Origin of the sequence: Mycobacterium sp. E3339 (assembly GCF_001666915.1) — a bacterium.
Lineage (GTDB): Bacteria > Actinomycetota > Actinomycetes > Mycobacteriales > Mycobacteriaceae > Mycobacterium.
In genome coordinates this window covers 1-24,547 of record NZ_LZIZ01000111.1, presented here as the reverse complement: position 1 = coordinate 24,547, position 24,547 = coordinate 1, and the positions used below count along the sequence as shown (strand labels likewise).

Genomic DNA, 24,547 nt, shown 5'->3' with positions numbered 1-24,547 from the left:
GAGCCAGTTGGCCACCCGCCCCAGCAGTCACAGGGGCCGGTCGGTGCTCACCGCGACCCGGCCGCGCAGGTCCGCGGCGATCAGCCGGGCGGCGGCGTTCTGCCAGTTGTGCAGCGAGCGCTGCGGGACCTCGGTGACCAACCACTGCCAGGCTTGCCGCGCGATCGGATCAAGCCCGGCGGCGGTGGCGTTTTGCGCGTACGCGCGCACGCCGACGACGTAGGGGAAGTACAGCGAGTTGTAGTGCCGCCACTGTTCGGTGGTGCCGAAATCGCCGGCGTCGCGCGGCTTGAGCCGCCCGACCGCCTCGGCCAGCACCGCTTTGAGTTCGTTGGCCCGCTCCAGCGGATGGTCGGGCGCGCCCCGGGCGGCGAGCCGCTCGTCGATGACGGGCAGCGCGGTCAACGGGCTGGCCACCAGCTTGCTCAGGTCGCCGTAGTGACCCAGGGCGCGCCGGGTGAGCCGCGCGAACGCCGCGTCGTCGACGTGGTCGAGCGGGTCCACCGACCGCAACGGCAGCGCCGCGCCGGTGTTCCGCAGCGCCGCCCGATCCTCGCGTAGCGCAGGCGATTTCGAGAACGCCAGCCGGTCGAGCAGGCCGGCCAGCGGATCGGCGAGCACCTGTACGCTGATCGCGACCGCCAGGCTGGTGAACAACAGCACCGTGAGCGCGGTTTGGGCGGCCGCGTCGGCGCGGGTGAGCGCCAGGCCGATCAGCGCCTGGCCGCCGAAGAGCACCGCCACCGCCACCGAGCCGGCGAACGAGCGCAGCATGTCGGCGCGCAACGCCTGGCCCTCGTCGAAGGCGTCCCACAGGGCGACGGCCAGCCCGAGCGAGAGGACGTCGAGGCTCGTCGACGCCAGCGCGACCCAGCTGGGCACCAGGCCCAGCGGGATGATCAGGATGGCGTTACCCAGCGCGAAGAACAGGGTCGCGACCACGGCGAGCCCGACGGCCGACCGGGGCCGGCGCGGCTGCCGCAGCGCGACCGCCATCGCGCCGAAGGTGGACAACGAGATCACCGCGAACATCACCCAGTGGCCCGCCCGCAACGGCCCCTCGACGCTGCCGGCCAGCGCGGCCCCGAACAGGGTCAGCGCGGCGACCCCGGCCACGAGCAGCAACTCGCGGGTGCGCGCCCGCGCGCCGTCGCTGGGCCGCGCCAGCTCGACGAGCACCGCGAACCACGCCACGCCGGGGATGGCCACCAGATAGATCTCGACGCGGCTGAGCGCGTGGGCGTACGCGGGGCTTGCCGTCCGCACCGCGTCCAACCCGACCACAAGCGCGAAGCCGCACAACCCGATCGCCGCCAACACGAGCACCGGCTTACGCGGATCGCGAGCCAGCAGGTACAACCCGAGCCACCCGCTCAGCGTGAACACCACCGCCGACAGCGCAGCCATGAACCTAGTTTGGCACGGACTACTTGCCGTATCTGCGGTGCCGCTGGCTGTAGTCGCGCAGCGCGCGCAGAAAGTCGACCCGGCGGAACGCGGGCCAGTGCGCCTCGGTGAACCACATCTCCGAATACGCGCTCTGCCACAACAAAAACCCCGACAGGCGCTGCTCGCCCGACGTGCGGATCACCAGATCGGGATCGGGTTGCCCAGAGGTGTAAAGATTTTCGGAGATGCCGTCCACGCTCACCGCGTCGATCAGCTCCTCGGCCGACGCCCCGTTGGCGAGCTCCTTGCTCAGCAACGCCCGCACCGCGTCGACGATCTCGCGCCGCCCGCCATAGCCCACCGCGACGTTGACGTGGAACGGCGCCGTGACGGGCGTCGACTCCACCGCGTCGCGCAGCCGCCGGGCCGGCTCCTCGCCGAGCAGCTCCAGGTCGCCGACGGTGCGCACGCTCCAGCGGTTCGCCGGCGCGCAGATCTCCTCGACGACGTCGGTGATGATCTCGATCAGCCCCGCCAGCTCGTCGGGATCGCGTTGCAGGTTCTCGGTGGACAGCAGGTAGACGGTGGTCATTTCGATGCCGGCTTCCTGGCACCAGCGCAGCATCTCGGCGATCTTCGCGGCGCCCATCCGGTAGCCGTAGCTGACGTCGGCGTAGCCGGCGTCGCGGGCCCACCGCCGGTTGCCGTCGCACAGGACCGCGATGTGGCGGGGCAGGTCCGATTTGGAGGAGGCCAGGCCCTGCCGCAGCCGAAGCTCGTAGACGCGATACAGCGGCTCTTTGAGACGCGGCGGGATAATTTCCACGGAGACTCAGCCTACTGTGAGCTACACCAAATTCCCCCCTGCCAATCAGGGGATCTCACCGCGAGGCGGGCAGCACCGGACGACGGTTCGCCATTACTGTGGCGGGTAATCAGCCACTGGTCAGTTTCCCGACCTGCACGACGAGGCCCCAGGAGATATGAGCAGCCAGACGAGCACACCCGCCAGCCCGGAGCGCGAGTCCGAGGCCATCACGCCGGGCAATACGGTCGAACAGCTTGTCGAAAGCGCGGCCAACGCCCTGACCAAGCCCCGCATGCGGGGCTGGATCCACTTCTACTCGGCGTGGTTGGCCGTGATCACCGGCGCGACGCTGGTCTCGGTGTCGTGGGCGGTTTCCTCGCCGCGCGCCGGGCACTCGACGCTGGTCTACGCGGCGGCCACGGTGGCGATGTTCGCCGTCAGCGCCACCTACCACCGGGTGCACTGGAAGTCCGAGGCCGCCCGCAACCTGATGAAGCGGCTCGACCACTCGATGATCTTCGTGTTCATCGCCGGCAGCTACACGCCGTTCGCGCGGCTGGCCATGCCGCAGAACACCGGGATGCTGGTCGAATGCATCGTCTGGGGCGGCGCGGCGGCGGGCATCCTGCTCAAGGTGTGCTGGCCGACGTCCCCGCGCTGGCTGGGTGTGCCGCTCTACATCCTGCTCGGGTGGGTGGCCGTGTGGTTCTGCCCCACGATCCTGCACGAAGCGGGTGTGGCCGCGATGGTGCTGCTGGCCACCGGCGGCGTGTTCTACAGCGTCGGCGGCATCTTCTACGCGCTGCGCTGGCCCGACCCGTGGCCCAGCACGTTCGGCTACCACGAGATCTTCCACGCCTTCACCGCCGTCGCGGCGATCCTGCACTACATCGCCATGTGGTTCGCGGTCTTCTACACCGGGACCGGCGCCTGGCTGGCGGCTACTGCTGGGTGACGTCGGCGGCCGACCAGTACGCCTTCATGTGGGCGATCTTGCCGTCCTCACCGAACGCCATCACATCGATCGGCTCGATCACCATCCGGTGCTCCCCCGCGACGATCGTGAGGCGGAAATGGAAGGCGGCCTCGTTGCCCGAGACGCGCAGCGTCACCAGTTCGCACTCGCGCTGCAGGTCGTTGACCCCGGAGTAGAAGCCGTGGATGGCCTGGCGGCCGATGTGCACCTCGCCGCCGACCGGGTCCTCGACGGTGGCGTCATCGGCATACAGCTCGACAATCTCGTCGGCGGCGCCCTTGGCCACCAGTTCGATGTAGCGGTTGACCGTGTCGGTGATGTGCTCGGCGCTCGGCATGAGACGTCACGCTACCGTGGCGCGGCCAGCGCCCGCGCCAGGTCTTCGGCGGCGGTGACCGGCAGGTCGCACACCCGGCCGCGGCAGACGTAGGCGGCGTCCGCGCCGGATACCCGGTCGCGGCCGGCCAGCAGCGCCGACGAGTCCTTCTCTCCGCCCACCACGATCGCCCCGCCGGGCGCCAACCGGCGCGCGTGCGCCAGCAGCGCCGACCGCGCCGGATCGCCGGCGACGGCGATCTGCAGCGGCCCGCGAACCGCGGCCTCCGCCACCGCCAGCCAGTGCCCCGCCGAGCGCGGCGCGCGCTCCAGCAGCACCGAATGCGCGTCCAACGCGTCGGCCGCCGCCCGCAAATACCGGTCCGCGCGCTCACCGTCTACGAGATGCGCCGCGGTCAGCAGCGCCTCGGTGATCGACGACGCGCCCGACGGGGTCGCCCCGTCCAACGGGTCGGCGGGGCGCAGCATCAACCGCTCGGCGTCGTCGGCGGTGTCGAACCAGCGGCCGGGCTGCTGCGGATCGGCGAAGCGCTGCAGCGCGGTGTCGAGCAGGCCGGTCGCCGCGGTGAGCCAGGCCGCGTCGGCGGTCAGCTGGTAGAGGGCGAGCAGGCCGGTGGCCAGCATCGCGTGGTCCTCGAGGATCGCGGCGCTGTCGCCGACCACGCGGGCGAGGCTGGCGCGCCGCAGCCGCCCGTCGACGACGTGCAAACCCAGCAGGGCGGCCGCGCAGGCTTGCGCGGCGTCGGCCAGCCCGGGATCGTCCAAGGCCACGCTGGCCTCGGCCAGCGCGGTGATGGCGAGGCCGTTCCACGACGTGACGACCTTGTCGTCGCGTCCGGGCTGGGGTCGGGTGAGCCGGGCGGCCAACAGCGCGGCGCGGACGCGCTCCAGCCGCTGCGGATCGTCGGGGTCGGCGGGCAGTTGCAGCACCGAGGTGCCGTGTTCGAAGCTGCCGGTCGAGGATGCCGCGAAAACCGTTGCCGCCCAGGGTCCGTCGTCGGGACCGAGCGCTTGCGTCAGCTGTTCGGGAGTCCAGACGTAGGTCGATCCCTCCCGGCCGTCGGCGTCGGCGTCCAGCGACGAGGTGAACATGGCGCCGTCGGCGAGATCCTCGAGCAGAAAGCGCGCGGTCTGCGCCGCGACCCGGCGCGCCAGCGGGTCTCCGGTCCGCCGGGCCCAGTGCGCGTAGGCGCGCAGCAGCAACGCGTTGTCGTACAGCATCTTCTCGAAATGCGGTACCACCCAAGCGTTGTCGACGCTGTAGCGGGCGAAGCCGCCGGCCAGCTGGTCGTAGATGCCGCCGCGGGCCATCGCGGTGGCGGTGTGCGCGACCGCCCGCAACGCCTCCGGTGACCCGGTGCGTTCGTGGTTGCGCAGCAACGCCTCGAGAAGCGCCGACGGCGGGAACTTGGGCGCGCCGCCGAAGCCGCCGTGCACCGCGTCCTGGTCGGCCAGCACCGACGCGACGGTGTGGTCGCACAGCTCCGGCGCGACGGCGGGCCCACCGGAGGGCAGCCCGCCCGCCATCGCGCGAAGCTCGCCGGCGATGTGATCCGAGGCCTCCTCAACCTCCGCGCGACGCTGCTCCCAGGTGGCGGACACCGCCGAAAGAAGCTGAAGGAAGCCGTCTTTCGGGTAATAGGTGCCGCAGAAGAAGGGCCGGCCGTCCGGCGTCAGGAAACACGTCATCGGCCAGCCGCCGTGCCCGGTCAGCGCGACGGTGGCGTTCATGTAGACGGCGTCGAGGTCCGGGCGTTCCTCCCGGTCGACCTTGATGCAGACGAATCCGGCGTTCATGGCCGCGGCCACCGCGTCGTCCTCGAACGACTCGTGGGCCATGACGTGACACCAGTGGCAGGCCGCGTAGCCGATGGAGAGCAGGATCGGCACGTCGCGCTCGGCCGCGGCCGCCAGCGCCTGCGGGGTCCACTGCTGCCAGTGCACCGGGTTGTCGGCGTGCTGACGCAGGTACGGGCTGGTGGCCAGCCGGAGGGTGTTCGTCGCGGCAGGGTCAGCCGGGCTCATCGCCGGATCCCGGTGCCCGCTGCGATCCGCCCGCCGGGCCCGGGGGCTGCCCGCCGGCGTCGTCGACCTCGTCGGTGCCCTCGTCGGCGGCCTGGTCGGGCTCGGGGTGTTTGGGGTCGAACGACTCGGGCACCTTCTTCAGTTGCTTGTTCATCGAGCGCAACAGCAACAGGGTGGCGATCAACAGCACCACGACGATCAACAGCCCGATCGGGCTGGCCTTGCCGAAGTCCGGCCCGGTGTGTTGCGGCGCGCCGTCGGCCAGCGCACCCGCCAACAGGATGAGGTGGTTCACCCGTCGCTCTCGATTCCGGCGAACAGGTCGTCCTCGGGCAGCTTGACCGGGACCCGCGAGCGCGCCAGTTCGAATTCCTCCGTCGGCCACAGTCGCTGCTGCCATTCGATGGGCGCGGCGAAAAAGTCGTGCTCCGGGTCGATCTGGGTGGTGTGCGCCCGCAGCGCGTCGTCGCGCTGGCTGAAATACGCCGAACACTCAACCCGGGTGGTCACCCGCGACTCGAACGGGTCGTGCGCGGCGTCCCAGTGCTCGAGCCACTTGGCGAACGGGGGTTCGTGACCGTGTTTGACGGCCTCGTCGTGCAGCAACTGCATGCGGGCCCGCAGGAACCCGTGGATGTAGTAGAGCTTGGACACCGTCCAGGGCTCGCCCGCGTCCGGAAATCGCCGATAGTCTCCGGCCGCCTCGAAGGCGCCGACCGAAACCTGGTGGCAGCGAATGTGATCCGGGTGCGGGTAGCCGCCGTTCTCGTCGTAGGTGGTGATCACGTGCGGGCGGAATTCGCGGACCACGCGCACCAGCGCCTCGACCGATTCTTCCAGCGGCACCAGCGCGAAGCACCCTTCGGGCAGCGGGGGCGGCGGATCCCCTTTGGGCAGGCCGGAGTCGACGAAGCCGAGCCAGGTGTGCTCGACGCCCAGGATCTCGGCGGCCTTGGCCATCTCGTCACGGCGGATCTCGGCGATGTGCCCGTGCACCTCGGGCAGGTCCATCGCCGGGTTGAGAATGTCGCCGCGCTCCCCGCCCGTCAGCGTCACCACCAGCACCCGGTGACCCTCGTCGGCGTAGCGGGCCAGGGTGGCCGCGCCCTTGCTGGACTCGTCGTCGGGGTGGGCGTGCACCGCCATCAACCGCAGTTCGCTCACGTGCCCCCTCGTCGGTCCACTGGTCGCCGGTACGAACCTATAATTCCAGTTCTTCAGATCGTTGCATGCTGCCGGCCGGTGCCGGGCAGCCGACCGTTCAGGCATACCCAGACATGACCGAAACTTCGCCCTCGCGTCCCGAGGCCCGGTACGGGCGCTCGCGGGTGCCCCGGCGTTGGGTGATCGTCGGCCTGGGCGTGCTGGTGGTCGCGGCCGGCCTGGTGATCGCGATCGTCGGCTACCACCGGCTGGGCACCAGTCCCGTAACGGGCACGCTGGCCAGCTATCGGGTGATCGACGACCAGACGGCCTCAGTAACGATCAGCGTGACGCGATCGGATCCGTCGCGGCCGGTGGACTGCATCGTGCGGGTGCGGGCCAAGGACGGGGGCGAGTCGGGCAGGCGGGAGGTGCTGGTTCCGCCGTCCGACGCGGCGACGGTGCAGCTGACCACCACGGTGAAGTCCAGCAAACCGCCGGTGATGGCGGACATCTACGGGTGCGGCACCGACGTGCCGGCTTATCTGCGGCCGGGCGCCGGCCCGTAACAACAGCCGAACTGCGAATTTGGGGTTATCAATTGTTTGCGCGGTGGTAACATGGGTGAATGCACGGTTCCTGATGGGACCGTGTATTGCTGCATTAAGGCCGTGAGCACAACGGATCGGCAGCACTCGGGGAGAGAACCCGGATACCTCCGGCGGCGGGGTCAACAGGCTTACGCGAATACGCGGAACGACAACATGAGGAGCACGACGAGATGACGGACACTTCGGTGACGTGGCTGACCCAGGAGTCACATGACCGGCTGAAGGCGGAGCTCGATCAATTGATCGCGAATCGTCCGGTCATCGCCGCGGAGATCAACGACCGCCGGGAAGAAGGGGACCTGCGCGAGAACGGCGGCTACCACGCCGCCCGCGAGGAGCAGGGCCAGCAGGAGGCCCGCATCCGCCAGCTGCAGGACCTGCTCAACAACGCCAAGGTCGGCGAGGCGCCCAAGCAGTCCGGCATCGCGCTGCCGGGTTCGGTGGTGAAGGTCTACTACAACGGCGACAAGTCGGACAGCGAGACGTTCCTGATCGCCACCCGCCAGGAGGGCGTCAACGACGGCAAGCTCGAGGTGTACTCGCCCAACTCCCCGCTCGGCGGCGCCCTGATCGACGCCAAGGTGGGCGAGACCCGCAGCTACGTCGTGCCGAACGGCAACACCGTCGAGGTCACGCTCGTCAGCGCGGAGCCCTACCACTCCTAACCGCACGCGAGCTGGGGGCACCGCCCCCTTGCTCGGCTGTCTAGGCCAGCGCCTGCTCCAGGTCGGCCAGCAGGTCGGCGACGTCTTCGATGCCGACCGACAGCCGCACCAGGTCGTCGGGCACCTCCAACTGGGAGCCTGCCGTCGACGCGTGCGTCATCGCACTGGGGTGCTCGATCAGCGACTCCACGCCGCCGAGCGATTCCGCCAGGATGAACACCTCGGTGCGGGCGCACAGTTCCCGGGCGGCCTCCCGGCCGCCCCGCATCCGCACCGACACCATGCCGCCGAACCCGCGCATCTGCCGGGCGGCGACCTCGTGCCCGGGGTGACCGGGCAGGCCGGGGTACAGCACGGCGCTCACCGCCGGATGCCCGGCGAGGAAATCGGCCACCGCCGAAGCGTTTTCGCTGTGCCGCTGCATCCGCAGCACCAGCGTCTTGAGGCCGCGCATGGTCAGGTAGGCGTCGAACGGTCCGGGCACCGCGCCGGCGCCGTTCTGCAGGAACGCGAACGCCTCGTCCAGCTCCGGGTCGTCGGTGATCAGCGCACCGCCTACCACGTCGGAGTGGCCCCCGATGTATTTGGTGGTCGAATGCAGCACCACGTCGGCGCCCAGCGTCAACGGCTGCTGCAGCGCGGGCGAGGCAAAGGTGTTGTCCACCAAGACCTTTGACGACGACTGCGAGCCAAGTTCGGCAAGCGCCGCGATGTCGGCGATGGACAGCAGCGGGTTGGTCGGGGTTTCCACCCAGATCAGCCGCGTCTGCGGGGTGAGCGCCGCGCGGACCGCGTCCACGTCGGACAGCGCCACCGGCGTGTATCCGACGTTCCACTGCGTGAACACCTTGTCGATCAGCCGGAAGGTGCCGCCGTAGGCGTCGTTGGGGATGATCACGTGGTCGCCGGGCCGCAGCATCGCCCGCAGCGCGCAGTCGGTGGCGGCCATGCCGGAACCGAACGCCCGGCCGTAGCGGCCCTCCTCGACCGCGGCCAGCGAGGCCTCCAGCGCGGCGCGCGTCGGATTACCGGTGCGCGCGTACTCGAATCCGCCGCGCAGCGCACCCACGCCGTCCTGGGCGAACGTGCTGCTGGCGTAGATCGGGGCGTTGACCGCCCCGGTCGCCGGGTCCGGCCGGTAGCCGGCGTGAATCGCTTTGGTGGCGAGTCCGGTGAAGTGTCCGGTGCGGTCGGCGCTCATCGACGATCAGCCTAGCGACGGCCGACGGTCCGACCGCGCCCGCACGACTAGCCCGCGTGCTCCTCGGTCCCGTCGAGCGGCAGGCAGACCGTCGTCATGATCTTGTCGGCCAGCGTCTGCCGCTTCGAATCCCACAGCGGGAAAAGGAAACCGATGAAGCAGATGATCGCGTCGACGAAGTGGGCCAGCGACCGCACAACGGACATCCCGAACCCGATCGGCCGGCCGGTGACCTCGCTGACCACCTTGAACTTCATCACCGACTTGCCGACGCTCGACCCGGTGGTGCCCTGGCGGTAGCCGTAGTTCCAGATGAGATAGGCCAGCCCCACCAGCGACGCCAACCACTGCACGGCCAAGCCGATGGTCGAGTTCTGCGTGGCGCAGTACTGGTTGACGGCGTACTGCGTGACGTCGGTGACGCACGACGTCTGCTGGGTGGCGACCAGGATCCCGGTCCCGATGCCGTGCACGACGGCGTACGGGAGGATGTCGATGATGAACGCCACCAGCCTGGTGAGCCACGGGGTGTAGGACTCCGTCGGCAACGTGCGGATCGCCGGTCCCGGAGGCGGCGGCGCGTAGCCACCGGAGGACGGCGGGGGCGGAGGGTACGAACCGCCCGGCGGCGGTGGCGGCGGGTAGGAAGCGCCGGTGGGTGCGGGCGGGGTCTCCTGCCCACCCGGTGATCCGGGCGGCGGCGGAGGTGGCGGGTAAGCGCCGCCGGACGGCGGTTGATCGGTCATGAGCACCCTTCCACTGCGGACCAGCTGAACCAGGCCGCATTACAGTACCTGAGCGCACAGCGGCCGGGCGAGACTTGCGTGGCGCGCCCGCTAGCGTCGCCGCGGCCCGTCCGAGAGGAATCCGAGCAGGTCATATCGGGTGATGACGCCGACCGGCTTGCCCTCCTCGACCACCATCAAGGCGTCCCAGTCGCGCAGCGCCTTGCCGGCCGCGCTGACCAACTCGCCCGCGCCGATCATCGGCAGCGGCGGGCTCATGTGCTGCGAGACGGCGTCGGCCAGCTTGGCGCGGCCCTCGAAGACGGCCGACAGCAGCTCGCGCTCGGAGACGCTGCCCGCGACCTCGCCGGCCATCACCGGCGGCTCGGCGCCGACCACGGGCATCTGGGACACCTCGTACTCGCGCAGGATCCCGATGGCGTCGCGCACGGTTTCGGACGGATGGGTGTGCACCAGGTCGGGCAGGGCGCCGGATTTGCCGCGCAGCACGTCGCCCACCGTGGACTCCTCGGTGGAACCGTCGAGCCGGCTGCGCAGGAAGCCGTACGACGACATCCAGGCGTCGTTGAAGATCTTCGCCATGTAGCCGCGGCCGCCGTCGGGCAGCAGCACCACGACCAGCGAGTCGGGGCCGGCCTCCTCGGCGACCTTCAGCGCGGCCACCACCGCCATCCCGCACGACCCCCCGACCAGCATCGCCTCCTCCCGGGCCAGCCGCCGGGTCATGTCGAACGAGTCGGAGTCGGACACCGCGATGATCTGGTCGGGCACGGTCGGGTCGTAGGCGGCCGGCCAGAAGTCCTCGCCCACGCCCTCCACCAGGTAGGGCCGTCCGGTGCCGCCGGAATACACCGAGCCCTCGGGGTCGGCGCCGATGACGCGGACGGCCCCGCCCGACACCTCTTTGAGGTAGCGGCCCGCGCCGGTGATCGTGCCGCCGGTGCCGATGCCGGCGACGAAATGGGTGATCTTGCCGTCGGTGTCGGCCCAGATCTCCGGGCCGGTGGTGGCGTAGTGGCTGGCCGGGCCTTCCGGGTTGGCGTACTGGTCGGGCTTCCACGCGCCGTCGATCTCACGGGTCAGCCGGTCGGAGACGCTGTAGTAGCTGTCCGGGTGCTCGGGCGGGACCGCCGTCGGGCACACCACCACCTCCGCGCCGTAGGCGAGCAGCACGTTGCGCTTGTCCTCGCCGACCTTGTCAGGGCAGACGAACACGCACTTGTAGCCGCGCTGCTGGGCCACCAGCGCCAGGCCGACGCCGGTGTTGCCCGAGGTCGGTTCGACGATGGTGCCGCCGGGCTTCAGCAGCCCGCTCGCCTCGGCGGCGTCGATCATCCGCGCCGCGATCCGATCCTTCGAGCTACCACCGGGATTGAGGTACTCGACCTTGGCGGCCACGGTTCCGGCGCCGTCGGGAACGACGGAATTCAGGCGAACGAGCGGCGTGCCGCCGATGAGCTCACTGATGTGCTGGGCGATCCGCATGCCTTCATGGTGTCAGGCGGCTTCCGCGGGTGCACGATGTGCTCGCCCCGGCGGGCGGTGGCGGTCGCTACTCGGTGGCCTCGCGGATATAGTCGCCGATCTGCCGCAGCGAGCGGACCGCCTCCGGCACCATCGGGGCGGCCAGCTGGAAGTCGTGGATCTGGCCGGGCCACACCCGCACCTCGGCCGGCACCCCGGCCGCCGCGAGCCGGTCGGCCGCCAGCCGCGCGTCGTGCAGCAACACCTCGGACCCCGAGACGTGGATCAGCGTCCGCGGCAGGCCCGCTTTGATGTGCTCCAACGGCTCGTAGATCTCCTCGGGCCGCCCCGCGATCTTGTGCTTGTCGGCCGCGCTGGCCACCAGGGCGGCCAGCGCGTCGAAGGCCCGGTGCGAGAACATCGCGTCGGTGTTGATGTTGGGATGCGCCTGCTTGTCTTCCTTGGCCAGCTGCAGCAGCGGCGAGATCATCACCAGGGCCGCCGGCTCCTCGTCTTCGGCCTGGAGGCGTTGCGCCAGCGCGAGCGCCAGGTAGCCGCCCGCCGAGTCGCCGGCCAGCACGATCTGCTCGGGCTGGTAGCCGTGCAGCCGCAGCCACTGGTAGCCGTCGTGGCAGTCGTCGAGGGCCATCCCGATCGAATGCTTGGGCAGCAGCCGGTAGTTGACCACCAGGACCGGCGAGTCGGCGAACCTCGACAGGGTCTCGACCAGCCGGCCGTGCGAGTTCGCCCCGCAGGTCAGGAACGCCCCGCCGTGGAAGTAGACGACCACGCGGCGGGTGCCGTCGGCGGGCAGCACACCGGGCGCACGCACCAGCTGCGCCGACGCGTTCGGCAGCTTCACCGTCTCGCGGACGGTGGCCGACACCGGCAGGACCACGCGGGCCGCCAGGTCGATCAGGCCCCACGGCCAGGGGAAGTTCGGGACGTGGCTGCCGGCGGACAGCACCGGCCGGATAGTCACCCGCGACGTCAGGTTCGCCACCCGCGCAGCAACGCTTGGCCCCGATTCGAGAACCTCGACCGGCGCCCCATCGCTCATGGCGAACTTGCGGGTCTTGGCCCGTCGGACCCTAAGGACTTCGTGAGGACGAAGGGCATTCCGGGGGGAGCCGGATACTCTGCCGGGTGCGCTCATGCTCAACACTTTCTACGCCGTTGTAGTGCGATACAGCATGTGACGAGGCAGCTGAGCGTCTGGTTCAGCCATTCACGCCGGGCGCTCAGCCAACCCCGCGAACTCAGCTTGACAGCCACTTCTTAAGAGAACGTTTAAAGAGTCCGATTTGTTACCAACTTCGGTTCGGGCCGTGACCACATTGTTGGTCAGCGGGCCCCGCAAACATGCGAGCCGAACTAAACTGGTGTCGTGACCATGCGGGTGCCTCGCCGTTCGGCGATCGCCCTGGCCACTGCAGGCGCACTCGCCTCGACAGGAACCGCATACCTGGGGGCGCGCAACCTGCTAGTCGGCCAGGCGACACACGCGCGCACGGTCATCCCCAAGTCGTGGGACATTCCCCCGCGCGCCGACGGGGTGTACAGCCCGGGCGGCGGGCCGGTGGAACGGTGGCACCGCGGCGTGCCCTTCGACCTGAGCCTGATGATCTTCGGCGACTCGACCGCCGCCGGCTACGGCTGCGCGAGCGCCGAAGAGGTGCCGGGCGTGCGGATCGCGCGCGGCCTCGCCGAGCAGACCGGCAAGCGGATCCGGCTGAGCACCAAGGCCATCGTCGGCGCGACGTCGAAGGGCGTGTGCGGTCAGGTGGACGCGATGTTCGTGGCGGGGGCGCCGCCGGACGCGGCGGTGATCATGGTCGGCGCCAACGACGTGACGGCCCTCAACGGCGTCAGCCAGTCGGCGCAGCGGCTCGGGCTCAGCGTCCGCAAGCTGCGCGCCCGCGGCGCGGTGGTGATCGCCGGCACGTGCCCGGACCTGGGCGTCATCACCGCGATCCCGCAGCCGCTGCGCTCGCTCGCCCACGAGCGCTGTTCGCAGCTCGCGCGCGCCCAGGCCGCCGCGGTTCGGGCCGCCGGCGGCCTGCCGGTGCCGCTGGCGCAGTTGCTGACCCCGCAATTCCGCTCCACGCCCCACGTGATGTTCTCCCCGGACGGCTTTCACCCGTCCGCCCCCGCGTACGCGATCGCGGCCGATGCGCTGCTACGCGCGCTGTGCGAAGCGTTGGACGTCGAGGTCGACCTGCCGCCGCTGGAGTTGGCGGCGTCAATGACGGAGCCGGTCCTCGGCCCGCGCCACACCCGGCACAGCGTGATGTCGCGGCTGTGGCGGCGCCCGGCGCCGGGGCCCGCCCCGTCTGCGCACCCACCGGTCGGCAACGACTAGATTCGAGCTAGCCCGTCGGCGTGGAATCACCACCCGGTGTACGGAGCGAGCTTGTCCCATCCGGAAGGGATTTGAAGGGAACCGTCATGCCTGAAGCCGTAATTGTCTCCGCCGCTCGCTCGCCGATCGGCCGGGCGATGAAGGGGTCGCTGGTGTCCATGCGGCCCGACGACCTGGCCGCCCAGATGGTGCGGGCCGCGCTGGACAAGGTGCCGGCGCTCAACCCGCACCAGATCGACGACCTGATCCTGGGCTGCGGCCTGCCGGGCGGCGAGTCCGGCTTCAACATGGCCCGCGTCGTCGCCGTCGAGCTCGGCTTCGACTTCCTGCCCGGCACCACCGTGAACCGGTACTGCTCGTCCTCGCTGCAGACGACGCGGATGGCGTTCCACGCGATCAAGGCCGGCGAGGGTGACGCGTTCATCTCCGCCGGCGTGGAGACGGTGTCCCGGTTCGGCAAGGGCAACTCCGACTCGTGGCCCGACACCAAGAACCCGCTGTTCGACGAGGCCCAGGAGCGGACGTCGGCGGCGGCCGCGGGGGCCGACGAGTGGCACGACCCCCGCGCCGACGGCAACCTGCCCGACGTCTACATCGCCATGGGCCAGACCGCCGAGAACGTCGCCATCCTGACTGGCGTCAGCCGCGAAGAGCAGGACCGCTGGGGCGTGCGCAGCCAGAACCGGGCCGAGGAGGCGATCAACAGCGGGTTCTTCGAGCGGGAGATCACCCCGGTGACCCTGCCGGACGGCACGACCGTGGCCAAGGACGACGGGCCGCGCGCGGGCACCACGTACGAGAAGGTTTCCGAGCTCAAGCCGGTGTTCCGGCCCAACGGCACCGTCACCGCGGGCAACGCCTGCCCGCTGAACGACGGCGCCGCCGCGCTGGTGATCACCAGCGACACCAAGGCCAAGGAACTCGGCCTGACGCCGCTGGCGCGCATCGTTTCCACCGGCGTGAGCGGTCTCTCGCCGGAGATCATGGGGCTGGGCCCGATCGAGGCGTCCAAGAAGGCGTTGGCCCGCGCCGGCATGTCGATCAACGACATCGACCTCTACGAGATCAACGAGGCGTTCGCCGTCCAGGTGCTGGGTTCGGCGCGCGAGCTGGGCATGGACGAGGACAAGCTGAACGTGTCCGGCGGGGCGATCGCGCTGGGCCACCCGTTCGGCATGACCGGCGCGCGGATCGCGACCACGCTGATCAACAACCTGCAGACGCACGACAAGACGCTGGGCTTGGAGACCATGTGCGTCGGCGGCGGGCAGGGCATGGCGATGATCATCGAGCGGCTGAGCTAACCGCGCCGAACACCATCGGCAACGGCGCGCAGCTTGTCCGGGTTGGCCACGTTGTGGATGGTGGCGATGCGCCCGTCCGCGTCGAGTTCGACGGTGAGCGTGGCGATCACGCGGCCGGCGGCCGAGAAAACGATGCCCGGTCCGCCGTTGATGTCGACGACTTCGGCTGTCATGTCGGCGATTTCGACGCCTTCGTAGGGGCGTTTGGTGACCCCGGCCAGCCAGGCGGCGACCTTGGCCATGCCCTCGACCGGGCGCAGCGCCTGGCGCACCTTTCCGCCGCCGTCCGTCCATAGCGTGACGTCGGGGGCGAGCAGCTGCATGAGGTCGTTGATGTCCCCGCCGGTCGCCGCGGCGAAGAAGCGTTCGGTGACCGCCCGTTTCTTGCCGCGGTCGGCCTCGAACCTGGGCCGGCGGGCCTGCACGTGGTTGCGGGCGCGGTGGCCCGCCTGGCGCACGGCCGCCTCGGAACGCTCGACGGCCGAAGCGATTTCGGCGTAGCTGAAGTCGAACACCTCCTTGAGCACGAACACCGCACGCTCCAGCGGGCTCAGCGTCTCGAGCACCACCAGCATCGCCATCGACACCGATTCGGCGGCCGCGACGTCCTCGGCCGTGTCCTCGCTCGTGAGGATCGGCTCGGGAAGCCACGGCCCGACGTAGGTCTCCCGCTGGCGCCGAGTCGAGCGCAGTCGTTCCATCGACAGATTCGACACGATGCGGGACAGGTAGGCCTTGGGGTCGGCGACCTGACCGCGATCGGCCGCCGACCACTTCAGCCACGCATCCTGAACGACGTCTTCGGCGTCGGCGGCCGACCCCAGAATCCGATAGGCGATGGCGAACAACAGTTTCCAGTGTTCAATGAACGTGCGCTCGTCGGTGCTCATCGGGTGAAGCCCCCACCGCGCCGCCATGTCACGGCGCCCAGCGCGGGCAGCAGCTTGAGCAGCCGGTAGGTCGTCCAGGGGCTGGCGCTCACCGTCTCCTTGTATGCCACCGCCCACCGGCCGGCCAGATAGAAACGCGTCGGGCTGTCGTCGGGCCGGGTGAACTGGATGACGCCGTCGTGGCGTCCCAGGCTCACCGGCTGGTGGATGAAGCCGAACCGGAACCGCTTGGGCTGCTTGCCCTTCAGCTCTCGCACGATGTTGGCGGCGGCGTGCACGCCGGTCGGGATGCCGCTCTGGCAGGTGCCGTGCACGAGGCCGTATCCCTGCCGAACCGCCGCGGCGTCGCCGACGACGTACACGTTCGGGTGGGACACCGAACGCAGCGCCGCGTCGGTGATGATCCGGCCGCGCTCGTCGACCCGCAGGCCCGCGGCGGCCGCCACCGGCGACACCCGCACTCCCGTCGTCCACAGCACCGCCCGCGCCGCGACGACCTCGCCGTCGGCCAGGGCGACCCCGTCGGGCATCACCTTGACGACGTCGACGCCCGCACGGACCCGCACGCCCAACCGGGTCAACCCGGAATTCAGGCGGGCGCGCGCCTCGGCGCCCATCCTCGATCCGGGCTCCTGCCGGCTCACCAGGACGACGTCGAGTTCCGGATGGCGCTCGGCGATCTCGGCCGCCGATTCGATTCCGGTCAGGCCGCCGCCGGCGACCACCACCGTGCCGGTGTCGAGCCGATCCAGCTGCTGGGCCAGCAGCCCGGCGTCGTGGGCGGTGTTGAGGGTGTAGGCGAATTCGTCGACACCGGGCACGGCCTCGGTGTCGGCGACACTGCCGAGCGCGTATACCAGCGTGTCGTAGCCGATGGTGCGCTCGTCGTCGAGCCGGACGGTCCGCGCGTCGGCGTCGACTCCGGTGACCCATCCCCGCACGAACTCGACGTCGGTGCCGGCGAGCATGTCCGGAATCTGGAGGTCGGCCAGCCGCTGGCCCGAAGCCGTCTGGTGCAGGCGCAGCCGCTCGGTGAAACGAGCCTGGGGGTTGACCAGGGTGACGCGGACGTCGTCGCGGCCCTTGACCCGACGCGCCAAGCGGGTGGTCGCCGCCATGCCGGCGTAGCCGGCGCCGATGATCACGATGTGCTTCATGATGCTGCCTTTCGCGAGCGAATGTGTGCTGACAACAAGCAGACGCATCCAGCCGTCGCGGTTGTGACATCGGGTCACGCAAACGCGCAAAAAAACCGGCACGCTGGCGGGGCGTGCCGGTTTTTTCGTGTCAGTCGCGGCTAGTCGTTCTGCAGGTAACTGAGCAGCCGCAGGATCTCGAGGTACAGCCAGACCAGGGTCACGGTCAGGCCCAGCGCGATGCCCCAGGCCGCCTTGTCCGGCGCGCCGGCGCGCACCATCTGGTCGGCCGCATCGAAGTCGATCAGGAAGCTGAACGCCGCGATGCCGATGCAGACCAGCGAGAAGATGATCGCGACCGTCCCGCCGCTGCGCAGGCCCAGGCCGGTGCCGCCGCCGACGTGGAACATCGCGAGCACGAAGTTGCCGAGCATCAGGGCCAGCACGCCGAACATGGCCGCGACCAGCATCCGGGTGAACTTGGGCGTCACCCGGATCGCGCCCGTCTTGTAGACGACGAGCATCCCGAAGAACACCCCGAAGGTGCCCAGGACGGCCTCCCCGATCAGGGCGCCCGCGTTCGCGTGCGAGACCGAGAAGTTGGCGAACACGAACGAGACGGCGCCCAGGAACAGCCCCTCGAGCACGGCGTAGCTGAGCACGATGGCCGGGCTGTCCTGCTTGCGGCCGAAGGTGGCGACCAGCACCAGGCCCAGGCCGCCGAGCGCGCCGATCATGGTCAGCGGCATCGCCAGCGCGAGGTTGGACGCCACCAGGAAGTAGGACACCACCGCGGACACCGCCAACACGGCCAGCGTGATGCCGGTCTTGGTGACGACGTCGTCGATGGTCAGCGGACGCGAGGCCCTGGCCTCCTGGTACGGGGCCTGGTAGGGGGCCGCGTAGGGGTCGGCACCGTACCCGGGCATCGGGGCCGCGCCCGTGCCGAATTGCGCGTATCCGCCCTGTTGCTTGGGCAACGAACGAAATACCGGATTGCTTGTCTCCCGCACCGTCGGATCCTCTCTATTGGCTTCGAGCTGTGCGAACACAATCTCAACGATCAGCGTCCCGTCCGGGTTCCCGGCCGACCTGGAGTATTTGCTGCTGTCGTCGCGTTAAAGATAACCCTTACCCGCGGGTATCGCGCCGGTCGTCACGATCTAGATTTTTCGTCGAGGATGGCGGCGATGGGAGGCCAGGGCGTGACCGACGGATCCGATGAGGTTCTCACCCGTGTCGACGGCAACGTCGGTCTGATCACGCTCAACCGCCCCAAGGCGATCAACTCGCTCAACCAGCCGATGGTGGACGCGCTGAGCGCCGTTCTCACCCGCTGGGCGTCCGACGACGCGGTGCGGGCGGTGGTGCTCTCCGGCGCCGGCGAACGCGGGTTGTGCGCGGGCGGCGACGTGGTCTCGATCTACCACAGCGCCCGCAAGGACGGGGTCGAGGCGCGGCGGTTCTGGCGCGACGAGTATCAGCTCAACGCCCAGATCGCCGACTTCGCCAAGCCCTACGTCGCGCTGATGGACGGCATCGTGATGGGTGGCGGGGTCGGCGTCAGCGCGCACGCGGACACCCGGGTGGTGACCGATACCTCCAAGATCGCGATGCCGGAGGTGGGCATCGGCTTCGTGCCCGACGTCGGCGGGATGTTCCTGCTCTCCCGGGCGCCCGGCGGGCTGGGCCGGCACGCCGCGCTCACCGGGGCGCCGTTCACCGGCGCCGACGCCATCGCGATGGGGTTCGCCGACCACTACGTGCCGCACGGTGAGCTCGAGGCGTTCACCCGCGCGATCGTCGCCGACGGGGTCGACAGCGCGCTGTCCCGGCACGCCGTTGAGCCGCCGCCCAGTGAGCTTGCCGCACAACGGGATTGGATCGACGATTGCTACGCCGGCGACACGGTCGAGGACATCGTCGCCGCGCTTCGCGGGCGCGGCGGCCCCGCCGGCGCGGCCGCCGACCTGATCGCCACCCGATCGCCGATCTCGTTGTCGGTGACCTTGGCGGCCATCCGGCGCGCCGCGAAACTCGACACGGTGAAAGACGTTCTCGTTCAGGACTATCGGGTGTCGTCGGCGTCGCTGCGGTCACACGACCTGGTGGAGGGCATCCGGGCGCAGCTGATCGACAAGGATCGCAACCCGCAGTGGTCGCCGGCGACGCTGGCCGAGGTGACCGCGGCCGACGTCGAAGCGTATTTCACCCCGGTCGACGACGACCTGAGTTTCTAGAAAGGCGATTCGGTGACAGACACGACCTCCAGCAGCTACGAAACGATCCTGGTCGAGCGCGAGGAGCGCGTCGGCATCATCACCCTGAACCGGCCGAAGGCGCTCAACGCGCTGAACACCCAGGTGATGAACGAAGTCACCGCGGCGGCAACGGAATTCGATAAGGATCCGGGAATCGGGGCGATCATCATCACCGGTTCGGCCAAGGCGTTCGCCGCGGGCGCCGACATCAAGGAGATGGCCGGCCTGACGTTCGCCGAGGCGTTCGGCGCGGACTTCTTCGCCCCCTGGGCAAAACTGGCGGCCGTGCGCACCCCGACCATCGCCGCGGTGGCCGGCCACGCGCTCGGCGGCGGCTGCGAGCTCGCCATGATGTGCGACGTGCTGATCGCCGCGGACACCGCGAAATTCGGTCAGCCGGAGATCAAACTCGGCGTGCTGCCCGGCATGGGCGGCTCGCAGCGGCTGACCCGCGCCATCGGCAAGGCCAAGGCCATGGACCTCATCCTGACCGGGCGCACCATCGGCGCCGCCGAAGCCGAACGCAGCGGCCTGGTTTCGCGCGTCGTGCCGGCCGACGACCTGCTGACCGAGGCCAAGGCCGTCGCCACCACCATTTCCCAAATGTCGCGGTCGGCGGCCCGGATGGCCAAGGAGGCCGTCAACCGCGCGTTCGAATCGACCCTGACCGAGGGGCTGCTCTACGAACGTCGGCTCTTTCACTCCACCTTCGCGACCGAGGACCAGTCCGAAGGCATGACGGCGTTCATCGAAAAGCGCACTCCCAACTTCACGCACCGGTAGGCCTGCGATGAGCGAACCCGGATCAGCCGTCACCGAGGAAGTCCCGGGCCCGGAGGCCGGACCCGAGGCCGCCCCGGAAACCGAGGCGCCGCTCTCGACCCGAAAGCCTTGGTGGGTACGCCATTACACGTTCACCGGCACCACGGTCGGGCTCGTCTTCATCTGGTTCTCCATGACGCCGTCACTGCTGCCCCGGGGGGCGCTGTTCCAGGCGTTGGTCAGCGGGATCTCCGGCGCCATCGGTTACGGGCTGGGCGTTTTCGCCGTGTGGCTGGTCCGCTACATGCGCGCCAAGGATCACAGCCCGCCGCCGCCGCGGTGGGCGTGGATGGTGCTGATCCCGGTCGGTGCGCTCGGCATGGTGTTGATGGCGATCTGGTTCCACGTCTGGCAGGACAACGTGCGCGACCTGATGGGCGTCGCGCACCTGCAGTGGTACGACTACCCGGTGGCCGCGGGGCTGTCCCTGGTGGTGCTGTTCACGCTCGTCGAGATCGGCCAGTTCATCCGGTTGCTGGTCAGGTTCCTGGTCGCTCAGGTCGACCGCATCGCGCCTTTCCGACTGTCAGCGACCATCGTGGTGGCGTTGCTGGTGGTACTCACCATCACGTTGCTCAACGGTGTCGTGCTCAAGTTCGCGATGCGCACCATGAACAACACCTTCGCCTCGGCGAACAACGAGATGAATCCCGACACCGCGCCGCCGAAGACGCCGCTGCGATCCGGTGGCCCCGAGTCGCTCGTGTCGTGGGAATCCCTTGGCCACCAAGGCCGCATCTTCGTGGAGGCCGGGCCCACGGTCGCCCAGCTCAGCGAGTTCAACGGCGTGCCGGCGGCCGAGCCGATCCGCGCCTACGCCGGGCTGAACTCCGCGGACGGCATCACCGCGACCGCCGAACTCGCCGCGCGCGAGCTGCAGCGCACCGGCGGACTGCAGCGCGCGGTCGTCGCCGTCGCCACGACCACCGGCACCGGCTGGATCAACGAGGCCGAGGCCGACGCGCTCGAGTACATGTACAACGGCAACACCGCGATCGTCAGCATGCAGTACTCGTTCCTGCCGAGCTGGCTGTCCTTCCTGGTGGACAAGGAGAACGCCCGGCACGCCGGGCAGGCGCTGTTCGAGGCCGTCGATCGCCTGATTCGCCAGATGCCCGAGGCCCAACGGCCCAAGCTCGTCGTCTTCGGCGAAAGCCTGGGATCGTTCGGCGGCGAGGCGCCGTTCATGAGCCTCAACAACGTCCTCGCGCGCACCGACGGCGCCCTGTTCAGCGGACCGACGTTCCAGAACACCATCTGGACCGACCTGACGTCCACGCGCGACGCCGGTTCCCCGGAGTGGCTGCCGATCTACGACCACGGCAAGTACGTCCGGTTCGTCGCGCGCCCAAGCAATTTGGGCCGCCCGAACTCCGCGTGGGACCGACCGCGGGTGGTCTATCTGCAGCACGCCTCGGATCCGATCGCCTGGTGGTCCCCCGATCTGCTGTTCAGCCAACCCGATTGGCTGCGGGAGCGGCGGGGCTACGACGTGCTGCCCGAAACACATTGGATCCCGGTGGTGACGTTCCTGCAGGTGTCGGCGGACATGGCGGTGGCGGTCGACGTGCCCGAGGGGCACGGCCACCACTACGTCGCCGACGCGGCCGACGGTTGGGCCGCGGTGCTCTCCCCGCCGGGTTGGACGCCGGAGAAGACCAACAAGCTACGGCCGCTGCTGCATTCGGAGGCCACCTCCACCGGGTAGCTAGAGCCAGCGGCGCCCGGAGTCGGCGAACGGTCCCGGCCCGGCGTCCACCGGGGCCGGAGAAAGTTGTTCGAGCACACCGGCACCCGCGAGCGCGTGGTAGCCGCCGACGACGTCCGTGGCGCGGTGCAGGCCGATGTCGAGCAGCGCGGCCGCCGCGAGGCTGGACGTGTAGCCCTCCGAGCACACGATCACCCATTCGACGTCGTCGCCGACGGCCTCGGGCAGCCTGGCATCGCTGGTCGGGTCGCAGCGCCACTCCAAGACGTTGCGCTCGATCACCAGCGCGCCGGGGATCTCGCCCTCGCGCAAACGTTGGGCCTGCGGCCGGATGTCGACCAGCACCGCCCCGCGCCGGATCGCGTCGGGCACTTCGGCGGCGGGAAGACGACGGAGGCGGCGCCGGGCGGATCTCAACACGACGTCGATGCGGCTCATCACGGTCCTTCCGGTTGGTCGGTCAGTTCGGTCCGTTGGCGGCGCAACCGATTTCGGCCGGTCACCTCGTAGTAGGACATCGCGGTCAGCGGCGGCGAGTAGGCATGCACGCTGAGCGACGGCCGCGGTGGGACGGACACCGACACGGGGCGCGGCGCCCACACCACGTCGTGCACCCAACCCAGGGGAAACCCGGCCTGATCGCCGGCGTCCAATCGGCGGTGCCGCAGGGCGCGGCCGTCCCACCGGAACTCGTTGAGCGACCCGGACACGACCGTCAGCGCGCCCAGGGATCCGCCGTGGTCGTGCAGCTCGGTGTGATGACCGGGGACCCAGCTGATCAGCCAGACGTCCAGCTCCTCGTCACCGTGGATGCGGGTGAACCAGCGGCGCGACTCGGGGATCCCGCCCGGCGGCAGCAAGTGGTCGCACCGTCCGCTCAGCACATCGTCGGCGGCCTGGTCGGTGGCGTGCAGGAGGTCGGGAACCCGCAGGCGGGTGGGCCCGGACGCCGGGGACGAGATGGTGCGCGGGCGCAACGCGGTCGGGGCGGCGACGGGCGCACGGCTCGCTAAGGGCAACGACATGGTGGAGCTCCAGAGAAAGGGGTTCGGACGGGCGGCGGCGGGTTAGGGCCGACAACACTCGCAAAATCCGAAGCGCTCCATCACGGCCGCCAGTGTTGCATAGATTGGCAGGGTGCGCTGGTGCGGTCATCGACCCCGACTGTGGGGCACGGTCGTCGTCGTGGCGGTCGGGTTGTCGGCGGTCGCGGGGTGCTCGCCGGGCGCCCCGACCGGCACGCCCGCGTCCTCGCCGGCGCGGCCGGCGGGCCCCGGGGCGGCGCCGGCGGGGGCGGTCGGGCTGTCCCCCGCCGGCGTGACGACCCGGGTCGACGTTCCCGCGAATTCGACCGAGGAAGAGTATTACCAGGCCTGTCACGCCGCGAAAGTGTGGATGGACGCCCAGCCCAGGACCGGTCAGTCGCTGTTCGAGCCCTATCTGGGGATGGTCCAGGCCGCACCGTCGGGCACCGCGGGCAGCTGGAACGCCCGCTGGGCGGACCTGACGCCGGCCCGGCAGGCGGCCGTGATCACGGCCGCGCGGGCCGCCGCCAACGACGAATGCGGCTAGCCCGTTCGAACTCGTGCGCGATTGAATTCACGGGTACCTAAAGTGCCCACCCGGCCGGTGCCGGGCGCTCGCGCCGCGCAAAATGAAGGCATGCCGGAGGGACGCCGATCCTCACCCACCCGCGTGGCCTTGGCGCTGGGCAGCGGCGGGGCCCGCGGCTACGCCCACATCGGGGTGATCGAGGCGCTGCGCGCCCGCGACTACGAGATCGTCGGGATCGCGGGCTCGTCGATGGGCGCGCTGGTCGGCGGGCTGGAGGCGGCGGGCCGCCGCGACGAATTCGCCGACTGGGCGAAATCCCTGACCCAGCGCACCATCCTGCGGCTGCTCGACTTTTCGATCAGCGCGGCCGGGGTGATGCGGGCCGAGAAGATCCTGGACGCCGTGCGCGACATTCTCGGGCCGGTCGCCATCGAGGAGCTGCCCATCCCCTTCACCGCGGTGGCGACCGACCTGCTGGCCGGCAAGTCGGTGTGGTTTCAGCGCGGTCCCGTCGACGAGGCGATCCGCGCGTCCATCGCCATCCCGGGCGTGATCGCCCCGCACGAAGTGGACGGGCGCCTGCTGGCCGACGGCGGCATCCTGGACCCGCTGCCGATGGCCCCCCTTTCGGCGGTCAATGCCGACGTGACCATCGCGGTGAGCCTGTCCGGCAGCGAGTCGATCGCGGCGCGCGACGACGAGGCCGGCGTCACGGCCGAGTGGCTGAATCGCATGGTGCGCAGCACCTCCGCGCTGCTCGACACCGCCGCCGCCCGGTGAAACTCCAGGCCCCGGCACGTCGAGCGGGGGATCTCGATCAACAGATCGGGCGGGTAGACCGCCAGCGTATGGCGCGCCAGCGCGGCCTGGGCGATGTCGATCGTCCGATTCATCACCTCGAAGCTGCCCAGCTTCGGGATATCCGGCCCGATCTCGGCCAGTTCAGCGGCCGTATCATCTTCGGCCCCAGACGATTCCGCGTCCAGATCCTCCGACCAACTGTCCGCTTCCCCGGTGGACCCACCGAACCTGCCCAGCACGGCTCGCGCGGTCGGCCGGTCGAGCAGCGACCGGGCGGCGGCGGTGTCGAGCAGCGCGGAGGTGCTGCGCACCATGCGATTCAGCCACTCGGCCGTGACGCCGGCC

24 protein-coding genes and 2 pseudogenes are annotated in these 24,547 nt (G+C 70.1%); 10 read left to right on the top strand and 16 right to left on the bottom strand.

Annotation, left to right across the window (positions count from 1 at the left end):
- Window positions 1-27 precede the first annotated feature (27 nt).
- Both A5702_RS10275 and A5702_RS10270 read right to left on the bottom strand, forming a co-directional pair.
- Window positions 28-1,407 carry a hypothetical protein gene (locus A5702_RS10275; protein ID WP_055404944.1) on the bottom strand — a complete coding sequence of 460 codons (1,380 nt, stop codon included), beginning with the start codon at window positions 1,405-1,407 and terminating at the stop codon, window positions 28-30.
- Between the two features lie 19 nt (window positions 1,408-1,426).
- The gene (locus A5702_RS10270) at window positions 1,427-2,215 is read right to left on the bottom strand and encodes a (2Z,6E)-farnesyl diphosphate synthase (RefSeq protein ID WP_055404945.1); all 789 of its coding nucleotides are present in this window, start codon (window positions 2,213-2,215) and stop codon (window positions 1,427-1,429) included.
- Between the two features lie 157 nt (window positions 2,216-2,372).
- On the opposite strand from A5702_RS10270, the gene A5702_RS10265 reads away from it, so the two are divergent.
- A complete protein-coding gene (locus A5702_RS10265) occupies window positions 2,373-3,152 on the top strand; it encodes a hemolysin III family protein (RefSeq protein WP_067819292.1) in 780 nt (259 codons plus the stop codon).
- On the opposite strand, the gene A5702_RS10260 is transcribed toward A5702_RS10265, so the two are convergent.
- Genes A5702_RS10260 through mca form a run of 4 tightly spaced genes read right to left on the bottom strand, consistent with a single transcriptional unit; the run spans window position 3,139 to window position 6,698 of the window.
- A complete protein-coding gene (locus A5702_RS10260; protein WP_055404947.1) occupies window positions 3,139-3,510 on the bottom strand; it encodes a nuclear transport factor 2 family protein in 372 nt (123 codons plus the stop codon). The genes A5702_RS10265 and A5702_RS10260 overlap by 14 nt on opposite strands.
- A gap of 11 nt (window positions 3,511-3,521) precedes the next feature.
- Window positions 3,522-5,534: a thioredoxin domain-containing protein gene (locus tag A5702_RS10255; RefSeq protein WP_068220373.1), complete on the bottom strand. Its 2,013-nt coding sequence runs from the start codon at window positions 5,532-5,534 to the stop codon at window positions 3,522-3,524.
- Window positions 5,521-5,829, bottom strand: coding sequence for a hypothetical protein (locus A5702_RS10250; protein ID WP_068220370.1), 309 nt, complete (start codon window positions 5,827-5,829; stop codon window positions 5,521-5,523). Before A5702_RS10250 ends, A5702_RS10255 begins: the two co-directional genes overlap by 14 nt.
- On the bottom strand, window positions 5,826-6,698 hold the full coding sequence (mca, locus tag A5702_RS10245) for a mycothiol conjugate amidase Mca (RefSeq protein ID WP_055404950.1): 873 nt from the start codon (window positions 6,696-6,698) through the stop codon (window positions 5,826-5,828). Before mca ends, A5702_RS10250 begins: the two co-directional genes overlap by 4 nt.
- Window positions 6,699-6,811: 113 nt before the next feature.
- Here mca and A5702_RS10240 point away from each other — a divergent pair, with 113 nt between their 5' ends.
- Both A5702_RS10240 and greA read left to right on the top strand, forming a co-directional pair.
- Window positions 6,812-7,246: a DUF4307 domain-containing protein gene (locus A5702_RS10240; RefSeq protein WP_067904631.1), complete on the top strand. Its 435-nt coding sequence runs from the start codon at window positions 6,812-6,814 to the stop codon at window positions 7,244-7,246.
- Window positions 7,247-7,458: 212 nt separating this feature from the next.
- Complete coding sequence (gene greA, locus A5702_RS10235) at window positions 7,459-7,953, top strand: transcription elongation factor GreA (RefSeq protein WP_055404951.1); 495 nt, start codon at window positions 7,459-7,461, stop codon at window positions 7,951-7,953.
- A 40-nt stretch (window positions 7,954-7,993) separates the two neighbouring features.
- Here greA and A5702_RS10230 read toward each other — a convergent pair whose 3' ends face one another.
- The 4 genes from A5702_RS10230 to A5702_RS10215 form a co-directional block, all read right to left on the bottom strand.
- Window positions 7,994-9,154: a cystathionine gamma-synthase gene (locus A5702_RS10230; protein ID WP_068220366.1), complete on the bottom strand. Its 1,161-nt coding sequence runs from the start codon at window positions 9,152-9,154 to the stop codon at window positions 7,994-7,996.
- A 47-nt stretch (window positions 9,155-9,201) separates the two neighbouring features.
- Window positions 9,202-9,900 (bottom strand): RDD family protein, encoded by a 699-nt coding sequence (locus tag A5702_RS10225; RefSeq protein WP_068220363.1) that lies wholly within the window; start codon window positions 9,898-9,900, stop codon window positions 9,202-9,204.
- 90 nt (window positions 9,901-9,990) lie between these two features.
- Window positions 9,991-11,385 (bottom strand): cystathionine beta-synthase, encoded by a 1,395-nt coding sequence (locus A5702_RS10220; protein WP_055404022.1) that lies wholly within the window; start codon window positions 11,383-11,385, stop codon window positions 9,991-9,993.
- 67 nt (window positions 11,386-11,452) lie between these two features.
- Complete coding sequence (locus A5702_RS10215; protein ID WP_055404023.1) at window positions 11,453-12,520, bottom strand: alpha/beta hydrolase; 1,068 nt, start codon at window positions 12,518-12,520, stop codon at window positions 11,453-11,455.
- 243 nt (window positions 12,521-12,763) lie between these two features.
- Between A5702_RS10215 and A5702_RS10210 the strand changes: the two genes are divergently transcribed.
- Both A5702_RS10210 and A5702_RS10205 read left to right on the top strand, forming a co-directional pair.
- The gene (locus tag A5702_RS10210) at window positions 12,764-13,726 is read left to right on the top strand and encodes an SGNH/GDSL hydrolase family protein (protein ID WP_156669558.1); all 963 of its coding nucleotides are present in this window, start codon (window positions 12,764-12,766) and stop codon (window positions 13,724-13,726) included.
- A gap of 86 nt (window positions 13,727-13,812) precedes the next feature.
- Window positions 13,813-15,030, top strand: a complete 1,218-nt coding sequence (locus tag A5702_RS10205; RefSeq protein ID WP_055404024.1) for an acetyl-CoA C-acetyltransferase — start codon at window positions 13,813-13,815, stop codon at window positions 15,028-15,030.
- Here the strand turns inward: A5702_RS10205 and A5702_RS10200 are convergent.
- The 3 genes from A5702_RS10200 to A5702_RS10190 all read right to left on the bottom strand — a co-directional run bounded on the left by A5702_RS10200 (window position 15,027) and on the right by A5702_RS10190 (window position 18,069).
- The gene (locus A5702_RS10200; RefSeq protein ID WP_156669557.1) at window positions 15,027-15,920 is read right to left on the bottom strand and encodes an RNA polymerase sigma-70 factor; all 894 of its coding nucleotides are present in this window, start codon (window positions 15,918-15,920) and stop codon (window positions 15,027-15,029) included. The two genes, A5702_RS10205 and A5702_RS10200, sit on opposite strands and share 4 nt — an antisense overlap.
- The gene (locus tag A5702_RS10195; protein ID WP_068220356.1) at window positions 15,917-17,077 is read right to left on the bottom strand and encodes an NAD(P)/FAD-dependent oxidoreductase; all 1,161 of its coding nucleotides are present in this window, start codon (window positions 17,075-17,077) and stop codon (window positions 15,917-15,919) included. Before A5702_RS10195 ends, A5702_RS10200 begins: the two co-directional genes overlap by 4 nt.
- A 140-nt stretch (window positions 17,078-17,217) precedes the next feature.
- Window positions 17,218-18,069: a Bax inhibitor-1/YccA family protein gene (locus A5702_RS10190; protein ID WP_055404042.1), complete on the bottom strand. Its 852-nt coding sequence runs from the start codon at window positions 18,067-18,069 to the stop codon at window positions 17,218-17,220.
- A gap of 192 nt (window positions 18,070-18,261) precedes the next feature.
- Between A5702_RS10190 and A5702_RS10185 the strand changes: the two genes are divergently transcribed.
- From A5702_RS10185 to A5702_RS10175, 3 genes are read left to right on the top strand one after another with little or no spacing between them, the layout of a single operon-like run.
- The gene (locus tag A5702_RS10185; protein WP_068220377.1) at window positions 18,262-19,296 is read left to right on the top strand and encodes an enoyl-CoA hydratase/isomerase family protein; all 1,035 of its coding nucleotides are present in this window, start codon (window positions 18,262-18,264) and stop codon (window positions 19,294-19,296) included.
- Window positions 19,297-19,308: 12 nt separating this feature from the next.
- Window positions 19,309-20,100, top strand: coding sequence for an enoyl-CoA hydratase (locus A5702_RS10180; RefSeq protein WP_068220353.1), 792 nt, complete (start codon window positions 19,309-19,311; stop codon window positions 20,098-20,100).
- A gap of 7 nt (window positions 20,101-20,107) precedes the next feature.
- The gene (locus tag A5702_RS10175) at window positions 20,108-21,847 is read left to right on the top strand and encodes an alpha/beta-hydrolase family protein (RefSeq protein ID WP_068220349.1); all 1,740 of its coding nucleotides are present in this window, start codon (window positions 20,108-20,110) and stop codon (window positions 21,845-21,847) included.
- On the opposite strand, the gene A5702_RS10170 is transcribed toward A5702_RS10175, so the two are convergent.
- Both A5702_RS10170 and A5702_RS10165 read right to left on the bottom strand, forming a co-directional pair.
- A complete protein-coding gene (locus A5702_RS10170) occupies window positions 21,848-22,285 on the bottom strand; it encodes a rhodanese-like domain-containing protein (RefSeq protein WP_067819310.1) in 438 nt (145 codons plus the stop codon).
- On the bottom strand, window positions 22,285-22,872 hold the full coding sequence (locus tag A5702_RS10165) for a cysteine dioxygenase family protein (protein ID WP_231633845.1): 588 nt from the start codon (window positions 22,870-22,872) through the stop codon (window positions 22,285-22,287). Before A5702_RS10165 ends, A5702_RS10170 begins: the two co-directional genes overlap by 1 nt.
- A 112-nt stretch (window positions 22,873-22,984) precedes the next feature.
- On the opposite strand from A5702_RS10165, the gene A5702_RS10160 reads away from it, so the two are divergent.
- The gene (locus tag A5702_RS10160; RefSeq protein WP_068220346.1) at window positions 22,985-23,419 is read left to right on the top strand and encodes a lipoprotein LpqV; all 435 of its coding nucleotides are present in this window, start codon (window positions 22,985-22,987) and stop codon (window positions 23,417-23,419) included.
- Window positions 23,420-23,509: 90 nt separating this feature from the next.
- Window positions 23,510-24,178, top strand: a pseudogene (locus tag A5702_RS10155) (patatin-like phospholipase family protein); the annotation flags it as partial.
- Between the two features lie 211 nt (window positions 24,179-24,389).
- Here the strand turns inward: A5702_RS10155 and A5702_RS27290 are convergent.
- Window positions 24,390-24,547, bottom strand: a pseudogene (locus A5702_RS27290) (esterase); the annotation flags it as partial.

Bases quoted from the DNA above. Each gene is read 5' to 3' on its own strand.
- A5702_RS10265 (WP_067819292.1), top strand. From the start codon at position 2,373: ATGAGCAGCCAGACGAGCACACCCGCCAGCCCGGAGCGCGAGTCCGAG.
- A5702_RS10225 (WP_068220363.1), bottom strand. From the start codon at position 9,900: ATGACCGATCAACCGCCGTCCGGCGGCGCTTACCCGCCACCTCCGCCG.
- A5702_RS10205 (WP_055404024.1), top strand. From the start codon at position 13,813: ATGCCTGAAGCCGTAATTGTCTCCGCCGCTCGCTCGCCGATCGGCCGG.
- A5702_RS10240 (WP_067904631.1), top strand. From the start codon at position 6,812: ATGACCGAAACTTCGCCCTCGCGTCCCGAGGCCCGGTACGGGCGCTCG.
- A5702_RS10165 (WP_231633845.1), bottom strand. From the start codon at position 22,872: ATGTCGTTGCCCTTAGCGAGCCGTGCGCCCGTCGCCGCCCCGACCGCG.
- A5702_RS10200 (WP_156669557.1), bottom strand. From the start codon at position 15,920: ATGAGCACCGACGAGCGCACGTTCATTGAACACTGGAAACTGTTGTTC.
- A5702_RS10215 (WP_055404023.1), bottom strand. From the start codon at position 12,520: ATGAGCGCACCCGGCAGAGTATCCGGCTCCCCCCGGAATGCCCTTCGT.
- A5702_RS10230 (WP_068220366.1), bottom strand. From the start codon at position 9,154: ATGAGCGCCGACCGCACCGGACACTTCACCGGACTCGCCACCAAAGCG.
- A5702_RS10170 (WP_067819310.1), bottom strand. From the start codon at position 22,285: ATGAGCCGCATCGACGTCGTGTTGAGATCCGCCCGGCGCCGCCTCCGT.
- A5702_RS10275 (WP_055404944.1), bottom strand. From the start codon at position 1,407: ATGGCTGCGCTGTCGGCGGTGGTGTTCACGCTGAGCGGGTGGCTCGGG.
- A5702_RS10195 (WP_068220356.1), bottom strand. From the start codon at position 17,077: ATGAAGCACATCGTGATCATCGGCGCCGGCTACGCCGGCATGGCGGCG.
- greA (WP_055404951.1), top strand. From the start codon at position 7,459: ATGACGGACACTTCGGTGACGTGGCTGACCCAGGAGTCACATGACCGG.
- A5702_RS10255 (WP_068220373.1), bottom strand. From the start codon at position 5,534: ATGAGCCCGGCTGACCCTGCCGCGACGAACACCCTCCGGCTGGCCACC.
- A5702_RS10175 (WP_068220349.1), top strand. From the start codon at position 20,108: ATGAGCGAACCCGGATCAGCCGTCACCGAGGAAGTCCCGGGCCCGGAG.
- A5702_RS10220 (WP_055404022.1), bottom strand. From the start codon at position 11,385: ATGCGGATCGCCCAGCACATCAGTGAGCTCATCGGCGGCACGCCGCTC.
- A5702_RS10260 (WP_055404947.1), bottom strand. From the start codon at position 3,510: ATGCCGAGCGCCGAGCACATCACCGACACGGTCAACCGCTACATCGAA.